The organism is Streptomyces canarius, assembly GCF_014650735.1.
In the GTDB taxonomy this organism is placed as follows: domain Bacteria; phylum Actinomycetota; class Actinomycetes; order Streptomycetales; family Streptomycetaceae; genus Streptomyces; species Streptomyces olivaceoviridis.
This window is the reverse complement of sequence record NZ_BMVN01000022.1, coordinates 128364-136951: the sequence shown is the minus strand read 5'-3', so window position 1 is coordinate 136951 and position 8588 is coordinate 128364. Positions and strand designations below refer to the sequence as shown.

At 71.9% G+C, this 8588-nt stretch carries 8 protein-coding genes; 1 reads left to right on the top strand and 7 read right to left on the bottom strand.

The features are described from left to right. Positions 1–116: 116 nt before the first annotated feature. Positions 117–332, bottom strand: coding sequence for a hypothetical protein (locus IE294_RS27920; protein WP_229917368.1), 216 nt, complete (start codon positions 330–332; stop codon positions 117–119). 93 nt (positions 333–425) lie between these two features. On the opposite strand from IE294_RS27920, the gene IE294_RS27915 reads away from it, so the two are divergent. Beyond that, positions 426–1388 carry a GlxA family transcriptional regulator gene (locus tag IE294_RS27915; RefSeq protein ID WP_189890622.1) on the top strand — a complete coding sequence of 321 codons (963 nt, stop codon included), beginning with the start codon at positions 426–428 and terminating at the stop codon, positions 1386–1388. 22 nt (positions 1389–1410) lie between these two features. Here the strand turns inward: IE294_RS27915 and IE294_RS27910 are convergent, their stop codons facing one another. The 6 genes from IE294_RS27910 to IE294_RS27885 form a co-directional block, all read right to left on the bottom strand. Continuing rightward, entirely contained in the window at positions 1411–2799 is a 1389-nt protein-coding gene (locus IE294_RS27910; RefSeq protein WP_189890620.1) for a bifunctional albaflavenone monooxygenase/terpene synthase, read from the bottom strand. Continuing rightward, complete coding sequence (gene cyc1 / locus IE294_RS27905; RefSeq protein WP_189890618.1) at positions 2796–3881, bottom strand: epi-isozizaene synthase; 1086 nt, start codon at positions 3879–3881, stop codon at positions 2796–2798. Before cyc1 ends, IE294_RS27910 begins: the two co-directional genes overlap by 4 nt. Positions 3882–4168: 287 nt before the next feature. Beyond that, positions 4169–4819 carry a peptide deformylase gene (gene def, locus IE294_RS27900; protein ID WP_189890616.1) on the bottom strand — a complete coding sequence of 217 codons (651 nt, stop codon included), beginning with the start codon at positions 4817–4819 and terminating at the stop codon, positions 4169–4171. A gap of 65 nt (positions 4820–4884) precedes the next feature. After that, a complete protein-coding gene (locus tag IE294_RS27895) occupies positions 4885–5865 on the bottom strand; it encodes a hypothetical protein (protein WP_189818202.1) in 981 nt (326 codons plus the stop codon). Positions 5866–5964: 99 nt separating this feature from the next. Then, on the bottom strand, positions 5965–7248 hold the full coding sequence (locus IE294_RS27890; protein ID WP_189890614.1) for an HD-GYP domain-containing protein: 1284 nt from the start codon (positions 7246–7248) through the stop codon (positions 5965–5967). Continuing rightward, complete coding sequence (locus tag IE294_RS27885; RefSeq protein WP_189890612.1) at positions 7245–8549, bottom strand: HD-GYP domain-containing protein; 1305 nt, start codon at positions 8547–8549, stop codon at positions 7245–7247. Before IE294_RS27885 ends, IE294_RS27890 begins: the two co-directional genes overlap by 4 nt. Positions 8550–8588: the final 39 nt, after the last annotated feature.

Below are 8588 nucleotides of genomic sequence, written 5' to 3'. Positions count from 1 at the left end.
GTCGCCGTCGAAGGCACCGTCGACCTCGACGAGGACTTCTGACCGCACCCGCACAACGGCGCAGGGGGTCCCCGAAACGCTCCGGGGACCCCCTGTCCGCTGAAGCAGCGGAGCTGTCAGGCGGGGCGGGCCGCGCCGTGGCGCCGCCCGCGGGGCTCGGGCTCTTCCGCCGGCTCGGTGGGCCTGGGGGTACCCGGCCGCTCGGCCGCCCTGAGCCGGCGGTCGATGCGCCGGTCACGCACGATGCCGAGCACGGACGGGAGGACCAGGAGGACCAGGATCCCGAGGGTGGCGAGCATTCCGATCAGTCCTTCGATCTGGTTTCCGTTCATGGACACCACTGTCGCGCCGGACGCTCCTTACCGGGAGTGGCAGGACTGCCGTAGAGCCTCGAATTACTGCCACTGTCGAGGCACACTGGCAGCATGCTGAAGAACGTGGCCGTCGTGCTGCTGGACGGAGTGCACCCCTTCGAGCTGGGTGTCGTGTGCGAGGTGTTCGGCATCGACCGCAGCGACGACGGGCTGCCCCGGTACGACTTCGCCGTGGTGTCGGCGGAGGGGCCCGAGCTGGGCACCCACTGCGGGTTCACCGTGTCCACGCCGTACGGCCTGGAGCGGCTGGAAGAGGCCGATCTGATCGCCGTACCGGCCGGTGAGACCTATGCGGAGCGCGAGTATCCGGAGGAACTGCTGACGGCGCTGCGGCGGGCCGTGGACCGGGGCACCCGGGTGCTCAGCGTCTGCTCCGGGGTGTTCGTGCTGGCCGCGGCGGGGCTGCTGGACGGGCGGCGGTGTGCGGCGCACTGGCACAACGCCGAGCAACTGTCCCGGCGCTATCCGCGGCTCACGGTCGAGCCGGACGTGCTGTACGTGGACGAGGACCCGGTGATCACCTCCGCCGGCACCGCCGCCGGGATCGACGCCTGTCTGCATATCGTGCGCAAGGAGCAGGGGCCGGAGGTGGCCAACAAGATCGCCCGTCGGATGGTGGTGCCGCCGCACCGGGACGGCGGGCAGGCGCAGTTCATCGAGCGGCCCCTGCCGAAGGCGCCGTGCGACACGGTCGGGGAGGTGCTCGCCTGGATGGAGGCCCACCTCGACCAGGAGGTGACCGTCGAGCAGCTCGCCGCCCGCGCCCACTTGGCGCCGCGCACCTTCGCCCGGCGCTTCCAGCAGGAGACGGGGACCACGCCGTACCGGTGGATCCTCCGCCAACGGGTGCTGCTGGCGCAGGAGTTGCTGGAGGGCACCGACGAGACCATGGACGCCATCGCCTGGCGCACCGGGTTCGGTACGGCCGCCGCGCTGCGCCACCAGTTCGTCCGGGCGCTGGGTACGACCCCGAACGCCTACCGACGCGCGTTCCGGGGCCCGGAGGCCGCCTGAGCGCGCGCCGGTACCAGGCGGCCTACCAGGGCAGCGCCCGCAGCAGCAGGTTCTGCGGGCGGAGCGTGATGCCCACGCGGGTGGTGTCGTCGGACCCGCTGACCTGCTCGAAGCGGTACTTCGCGGAGATCGCCGCGGTGATCAGGCTCAGCTGGGTCATGGAGAAGTGGTCGCTGGGGCACTTGCGGTTGCCCACGCTGAACGGGCTCATCGCGTACTTCGGCACCTCCTTGGCCCGCTCGGGCAGCCAGCGGTCGGGGTCGAAGTCGAGGTGGCGGGCGTAGGAGCGGGCGTCGCGCTGGATGGCGTACGGGCTGTAGACGATGTCCGCCCCGGCCGGAATGCGATAGCCGCCGAGCGCGGTGTCGGTCACCGCGCGCCGCGTCAATATCCATACGGCGGGCCGGAGTCGCATGGCCTCGACGACGACATTGTTGGTGTGCGTGAGTGCGCGGACGTGCTCGAATCCGACCGGTCGACCACCGGTCACGGATTCGACCTCGGTCCGTACCTTCTCGGCGTGTTCCGGGTGGGCGGCGAGGACCTGGAGCAGCCACATGATCGTGGAGGCGACTGTTTCGCTGCCGGGGGTGAGTATGGCGACGACCTGGTCGTGGATCTCCTGTTCCCCGATGGGGTCGCCATTGTCGTCCTTCGCCTCCAGCAAGGCCGTCAGCAAATCGTCCGGCTTTTGACCAGATGCCCTCCGCTCGGCGACGATCTCGTCCACGAGGAGATGCAAATCGGCCAGCGCCCGGTTGAATGCGCGGTTGGCCGGGAACGGCAGCCGGTAGAGCGGGCCGAGCGGGACCACCATCCGGCGGTACATGCCACGGAAGACGGTGGCGAGATCGAGGCTGAGCCGTTCCGCGCGCTCGTCCATGTAGTCGCCGCGCAGCAGGCAGCGGGCCGCGATGCGGACGGCGACCCGGAAGGACTCGGAGGTGCAGTCGACGGTGCCGCCGGGTTTCCAGCGGTCGGTCAGCGCGTGCGCCTCCTCCTCCATGACCGGGCCGTAGCCGGGTATCGCGTCGAGCCGGAACGCGGGCTGTATGGTGCGCCGCTGCCGGCGGTGCCGGGGGCCGTTCGCGGTGGCCACGCCCTCCTTGCCGAGCAGTCCTTCGAGGGACTCCCACAGCGGGCCGTCGATCTTGAAGTCGGGGTTCAGGGCCAGTGCTCCGGTGAGCGCCGGGGCGGTGACGGCGTAGACCGTCTTGGGGCCGAGCTTCAGGCGGACGACGTCTCCGTGGTCGCGCAGCCCGGACATGAAGGCGAGCGGGTCGCGGACCAGTTTCAGGCCGTGGCCGAGAACCGGTACGGCACCTCCGGCCAGGGGCGGCTCACGCAGGTCGGGCGTCTCGGGGTTCGCGGGCGTCCCGGGGTTCGCGGGCTGTACCGACTCGACGGTCATTTCTCACCTGCCGCTTCGTTCGTGACGTACGGGGGGGTGGAGCGGTCGTCCCAGCTGTCGACCATGTACCGGCCGGACTCGTGGTGGAACCAGTAGACGGAGCTGAACCAGTTGCGCATATGGCCGACACAGGTCTGGACGGCGGTGCTCAGCTCTTTTCCGCGGACCGTTCCGTCGTCGATCTCGCGGGCGAACCTCAGGGCGCCCTGCTCGGCTCCGAGGAATTCAGTGACGCATTCCTCGACGCGCCGCCGGACGTCGTCCACCGCTTCTTCGAGGGTCATCCCCCGGTGGGTGATGAGGCTGATTCCGAGATTGTGCACCTCGTCGCCCGCTATTTCCTTCGGAAGCGAGCAGAGGTCGTTGTACCAGGCGGCGAATTCCTGACTGAGGAGGGCCGCCCGGCGGTACGCCGGGTTTTTCCGCACGGCGTCCGGGAGTTCACATCCGGCGCTGGGTTCAAGCAGGTCCGTCCATACCCAGTGCGCGAAGGTGAGCCGGCGCAGCGCGAGGTATTCCTCGACGCCGGGTATGTAACCCTCGGTGCGGTTGCGGAACTCACGGTCGTAGGCCTCGATGACCGCGTGGAAGTGCCGGGCGAACCGCTGGTTCCAGGTGGGCGACAGGAAGCCGTACAGCCGCAGCACGCTGTCCGCGAAGCCCGCCACCAGGGGGTCGGGGTGGTGCTGGTGGTGTCTGGGTGCGTCCAGAGCCGCGTGCAGCCGGTGCCGCAGCCGCCGCCAGTCGCCCGCCCGGCCGTGCACGATGTCGCGGTCGTGGCGGTCGTCCCAGACGAAGAACCAGGCGCTGTAGTCGGCTATGGCCTGGAGGACCTCGTCGGGGGCACTGGTGTAGTAGCCCGCCATGAGATCGGTGTAGCACAGGCCATCGGCATATTCCCGGACCTTGGCCGGCGGCATGAGCCGATTTTCCAGGAGCCAGAGCCGGGTCTTCTCCTGGAGTCGTGGCCAATACGGATGCAGTTGCCGGGGAAAGGCGGACTCGATCACCGGGAGTGCCAGTGAGGGTGGGACTACGACCGCCGTGTGCGTCGCTGTGGTGCTGTGTGGGAAAGCTTGCACGAACAAACCCCTCTCAGCCGCCGGGAGCGCACACCCCTCCCGTTGTGCCGGGCGTGCGCCGTTGCGTATCCCGCACTTCCATTCAGCACCACAACTGACCGCCGTGGGAACGGATTTGCTTCATTCGCCACCCCAAGGTGCCGCGAGCTCCCCCTGTGTGACTGGTTAAGGATCACGAGGGGCGCAAAGGGACCGGTTGTACGACGCACGCACGAGCGAAGTACGACAACACGAAGGCGCCCCGCCCAGGAAGATCCCGGACGGGGCGCCCAAGTACGCGGCATCGCTCAGTCGTTGGCGACCACGGGGTAGCGTGGCTCGTTCTCCGCCATCTGCCGCAGCGCGTCCTTGCGGTCCCGCTTCGACAGCCGGTCGATGTACAGGTAGCCGTAGAGGTGGTCGGTCTCGTGCTGCAAACAGCGTGCGAAGTAGCCGGTGCCGCGGACCTTGATCGGGTTGCCCTGCTCGTCCTGGCCGGTCACCTCGGCGTAGTCGGGACGGGCGAGCGACGCGTACGCCGTGGGCACGGACAGGCAGCCCTCGTTGCTGTCGTCCAGCCGGCGCTTCTCGGCGGGCAGGTCGACCAGCTTCGGGTTGCAGACCACACCGACGTGCCGGACGCCAGCGTCGTCCTGGCAGTCGTAGACGAAGACCTTCAGGTCGACACCGATCTGGTTCGCGGCCAGGCCCACGCCCTCGGCGGTGCGCTGGCTGGCGAACATGTCGGCGACGAGCTGCTGGAGCTCCTCGCCGAACTCGGTGACGTCCTTGCACTCCTTGTGCAGCACCGGGTTGCCGACGACCGTGATCGGCCGGGAGGTGCCGCGCTCACGCCAGGCCCTCTCGCGCTCCTCGCAGTCCTCCGTGTCGACGACGTAGCCCTCGTCGTCGACGGGGAGCACGCCCGCGTGCTGCTGACCGGTGTCCTGCTGCGCCATGACCGACGTACGCCTTCCTCAAAGAACAGGGGAGAGATGTTGCTGATACAGGGTACGGCGCCTGGTCAGCAGACCTCTTCCAGATCGCGCCAGTCCCGCGAATCCGGGCTGTCCGCGACCCACCCGTCGAGAAGCCCCCGCACGAGCGATGCCGGGGCCGCGACGCCGCACTCCCGCTCCGGCACCCAGAGCTGTCCGTCCGTCCGGTGTCCGAGCGGCCCGGGGTGACCCGGCTCGCTGTGGTCGTGCGGGTCCAGGTGCACCCCCTCGCCCTCGTCGGACGGCATGCGGGACTCGCTGCACATCCGGCACAGCAGCCGTACCGACGACGACCAGTCCTCCGCCGCGAACCCCGCGTCCGCGGCCAGTTGCTCCAGCGCGTCCCGGTCGGCCTCGGTGGCCGCCTCCAGCAGGACCACCCAGGTGGGGACGGGCGACGGCGCCCACAGCTCGATCTCGTCGAAGACCGGGTAGGAGTGCCCGGCCGACGTGGTGCGCTCACCGTGCGGGACGCCGTCGTGCAGCACGACCTCACCCCAGCGCCGCCCGGAGGAGGGCAGCGGGATCGACAGCACCTCGATCCGCGCGGGGTCCAGCCGGCGGCCCCAGACCACCTCGGCCTCCCCCTCCGGGGAGAGCCGTACGGCCGCGCTGCCCAGCTCCATGCCGACGGGCTCCGCGGAGGCCGCGGCACCCCCGGGCACCTTCAGCCCGTACGCCTGCCAGGCGCGGCGGGCCAGCGGCCAGTCCTGAAGGGCGGTCGCGGCGATGCCGACGTTCCACCAGTCGGGCGCCCCGGTCTCCCGGTCGAGCAGGGCGACCGCGCGCAGTCCGGCCGCGCGCGCCTGCTCCCAGTCGTGCCGGAACTTGTGCAGCAGCGCGAGGTTGAACCAGGACTCCGACAGCCAGGGTTCCAGATCGGCGGCGCGTGTCAGCAGCTCGCCCGCGTCCTCGTACCGGCCGTCGCCGATGAGTGTGAACGCCCGGTCGGTGGCCTGCCGCCAGGAGGCGGAGGGCCGGTGCCGTCCCTTGCCGAAGATCCTCACGATTCCCGCCTGCCAGTTCCATTTCCCGCTGTGGGCTGGCTTGTGCCCCCGGACACCCTCTCCCTCGCATCCAACCACGTGCCGCGGGAAAGGCGCTCATTACCCATGGGTTACCCAGCCGGGCGCGGGGTCAGACAGCCCGGTTCGTCGCACCGGCACCCGCTCCCGCACGCCGGGAGGCCTGGCCAGTACCCGGGCGAGCGACTCCACGACCTCGGGAGCGTAGTCCCCGGCGGTGCCGAGCCGCAGCTCCTCCAGTGCGCGCAGCGGGCCTTCGGGACCGGCGTCCCGGGCCTTCTCCTCGTAGGCGTTCACGGCCCGGACGATCCGGGCGGCGAGCGGCTGTTCCCGGTAGGGGTCGGCCTGCCGTTCCACGACGACGGCGACGGCCGCGTCCACGCCGGTCTGCCGGACGACGGCACCGCCGAGCAGGGCGATGCGCCGCTGCTCCGCGGCGGGCAGACCGGCGGTGGCGCCGGCCGGAACCGGGTCGACCAGGCTGAGCTGGCCGATGTCGTGCATCAGGGCCGCGTACTCCAGGACGGTCAGTCCGGACCCGGTCAGGCCGAGGTCCCGGCCGACGGCGAGGCTGAGCGCGGCGACGCGGTGGGCGTGCCCGGCGGGGGTGCAGCCGGCGATCTCGGTGGCGCGGGCGAGGGAGGCGATGGTCTGCCGGTAGGTGGCGCGGACGTCCGCGTACCGGCGCAGGGAGAGCTGGACGAGCAGCATGGGCAGGCAGAACACGGGCAGCGCCCACAGGCCGACGACGGCGACCGCGAGTGCCATCACGGCGCCGGTCGCGCAGATGGCCGAGCCGATGCCGAGCAGTCCGCGCAGTTCCTCGCGCAGCAGCGGGCCGAACGGCCAGCGGGTGCGGCAGTGGGCGAGCGCGCCGGCCAGGACCGCCCCGCACAGGGAGGTGAGGGCGAGCAGGGTGAGCAGCAGGAGGGCGTAGGCGGGACCGACCCAGTGGGCGAAGACGCCCTGGCTGTAGAGGGGTTGGAAGCAGACGGCGGCGAAGCCGACGGTGAGGGTCCGGCGGGTCAGGTGGTCGACGGTGGGGCTGCGGCCGGACCAGATGTGCGGGACGGCGCCGAGCACGGTGGCGACGAGGACGACGGTGACCACCTGGGCGGCTCCGTGCTGGCCGGGCCGTCCGGCGTCGGCGCCCAGCAGGGCGTACGCCAGGGCGCCGGCGGCACCGAGGGGCGCGGCCTGCCGCTGTCCCTGCTCGTCGCTCCAGCGGGTGAGTTCGCCGACGGCTATGAGCACGCCGAAGGCGAGCGCGACGCCCCGGTCGTGCAGGCCGGTCCAGAGGGTGACGGCGAGGGAGCCGGCCGCGACGAGGGCGGCGGCGCCGTGGATCAGCCGCAGGGCGGTCATCGGGGCGCCCCGGTGCTGGGGGTCCGCTCGGCGGGCGGGGTGCCGTACGCCGGTTCGTCGGCGGTGACCGCCGGATGCCAGCCGCAGCGGCGCAGGGCGCGGACGAGCGCGCCGACCATCCGGGGGTCGAAGTGCGCCCCGGCGCAGCGCTCCAGCTCGGCGACGGCGGCCTCGACCGGGCGGGCCCTGCTGTAGCAGCGGGTGGAGGTCATGGCGTCGAAGGCGTCCGCGACGGCGACGATCCGGGCGCACTCGGGGATCTGGCCGCCCGCCAGGCCGTACGGGTAGCCGCTGCCGTCGAGCCGTTCGTGGTGGTGGAGGATGGCCGCGCGGGCCTCGCCGAGGAAGGAGATCCCGCGGATCATCTCGTGGCCGTACTCGGGGTGCAGCTCGATGATCCGCCGCTCCTGCGGGGTGAGCGGGCCCTCCTTGCGCAGCAGCCGGGTGGGCACGCCCAGTTTGCCGACGTCGTGCAGGATGCCGGCGAAGCGCAGCACCTCGACGCGGTCGTCGTCCATGCCGAGTTCGCGGGCGATCAGCACGGAGGCGTGTCCGACGCGTTCGCTGTGGCCGCGCGTGTAGCCGTCCTTGATGTCGACGGCCTGGACCAGGGCGCGGATGGTGGCCTGGTGGGCGGCGCGTTCGCGGTGGTACAGGGCGAAGACCCACCAGGAGACGCCCATCGGCAGCAGCACGAGCAGCGCGGCGACCGGGCCGTAGGGGCTGCGCCACAGGACGGCCATCATCAGCCCGGCGAGTCCGTGCACCGCGACCGGGGCCGGCGTGCGCGCCAGCTGTTCGCGCCAGGCCCGCCGCAGCGGCAGCAGCCCGGCCGCCGCGCGCAGGCCGCCGTCGAGCGCGGTGAGCACCAGGCAGAACGCGAGGACGGCCGCGCCCGCGGGCAGCAGCGCGGAGGGGAAGTCGGAGCCGACGACGGCGTCCTCGCCGCCGAGCGCGCAGTGCGTCCGGGCGGCGGCCCACACGGCGAGCGCGGGCTGCGCGGCCCGCCACACCCGCCGGAGCAGGACGGGCCGGTGCTCGACCGGGGAGAGCAGCGCGGCGGGCACCGGGACGAGCGCGGCGGCGGCCGGGGGCAGCAGGAACGCACCGGCGAGCAGTACGGGGTAGAAGGTGCCGCCGAAGCGGCGGCGTACGGCGTGTTCGCAGGCCGCGTAGAGCGCGGCGAGCAGGGCCAGTGCCCCCCAGGGGGTGTGCGTCGCCGGCAGGGGCAGCAGGCAGAGGACGGCCGACAGGGCGACGGCGGCGACAAAGCCGCGTGCCCTTGCCGGTACCGCGTCCATCACGCCCCTCCCCGACCGTGCCTCCGTAAGGCTCGGAGC